This window comes from Sunxiuqinia dokdonensis (genome assembly GCF_001270965.1).
Taxonomy (GTDB): domain Bacteria; phylum Bacteroidota; class Bacteroidia; order Bacteroidales; family Prolixibacteraceae; genus Sunxiuqinia; species Sunxiuqinia dokdonensis.
This window is the reverse complement of sequence record NZ_LGIA01000115.1, coordinates 1-541: the sequence shown is the minus strand read 5'-3', so window position 1 is coordinate 541 and position 541 is coordinate 1. Positions and strand designations below refer to the sequence as shown.

The following is a 541-nucleotide window of genomic DNA, read 5'->3' as shown; positions in this document are numbered from 1 at the left end:
GTCAAATCAAAAACGAACGGCTGCATATCCATGTGACACAGATTCCTGTTCAGGACAACTTTATGTCGGTAGATCTTTCCATCCATGACCTGGATGGCATGGAGGGGCTGTATGTCCCGGACAACGCCGTGCGGAAGGTGGCCAAGGAAGTGGGTGGCTCAACCAATACTTCTTCACTGTTTGGCGTCACTGCCGATCCGCTGACCTACGCCGGCGTGCGTGCCGCTGACCGGACTGCCCAATCGCTGTTTAAGATGACCCGCCTGAAAAAAGTTACCATCAGGGAAAACACCCTGGTCTATTTAATCAATCAAAAATAAAAGCCATGAGAAACGTTTTAATCATCACCGTACTGGTCTTGATCCAAATGACCGCACCGGCCCAAAACAGGATCACCATCCATGAGAACAAAGCCACCCACCTGGTCTGTCCCGACCGGGTCAGCTACTTGCAGGTGGGCGATCCTACGCTTATTTTGGCCGAAGTTGTTCCTGAGTTACCAAACCTGATTCGCCTCAAGGCCGCCGAGCCCTTTGACGGG

2 protein-coding genes are annotated in these 541 nt (G+C 52.1%); both read left to right on the top strand.

From position 1 onward, the window contains the following. A partial coding sequence (gene traM, locus NC99_RS07610; RefSeq protein WP_157624639.1) for a conjugative transposon protein TraM occupies positions 1 to 320 on the top strand: 320 nt, incomplete at its 5' end. Positions 321 to 325: 5 nt separating this feature from the next. Beyond that, positions 326 to 541 (top strand): hypothetical protein (locus tag NC99_RS07605; protein ID WP_157624636.1); only part of this gene is annotated, 216 nt, incomplete at its 3' end.